Origin of the sequence: Sphingobium sp. D43FB, from assembly GCF_002312805.1 — a bacterium.
Classification (GTDB): domain Bacteria; phylum Pseudomonadota; class Alphaproteobacteria; order Sphingomonadales; family Sphingomonadaceae; genus Sphingobium.
On record NZ_NMUA01000218.1, the window covers coordinates 1 to 420 of the forward strand.

Below are 420 nucleotides of genomic sequence, written 5' to 3' on the forward strand. Positions count from 1 at the left end.
CAAAGATCAGATTTATGCAGGAAAAGCAGTATGCCCTACAGTGATCGTGACTCTGGACGGAAGCAGATTGAAAGCCGGAAGCGATTATACAGTGACTTATTCCAACAATAAAAAATCCGGAGCAAAAGCGACAGTGACTGTTAAAGGAAAAGGCAATTACACGGGAACTGTAACAGGATCCTTTAAAATTGCAGCTATTCCTGCAAAAGGCAAAACATATACAGCAGGAGGACTGAAATATAAGGTCATAAAATCCGCTTATCAGGGTGGAACTGTATGTGTAACAGCACCGGAAAAGAAAACTCTGACAAGTGCAACGGTTCCAGCATCTGTAAAACTGGATGGATATGCATTTAATGTCACTGCCATCAGTGATAAGGCATTTTCTGACTGTACCAAACTGAAAAAAGTAACGATCGG

General features: G+C 41.2%; 1 protein-coding gene. It reads left to right on the forward strand.

The features are described from left to right. Positions 1–420: hypothetical protein (locus SxD43FB_RS25520; protein WP_217988852.1), on the forward strand; the 420-nt coding region annotated here is incomplete at both ends.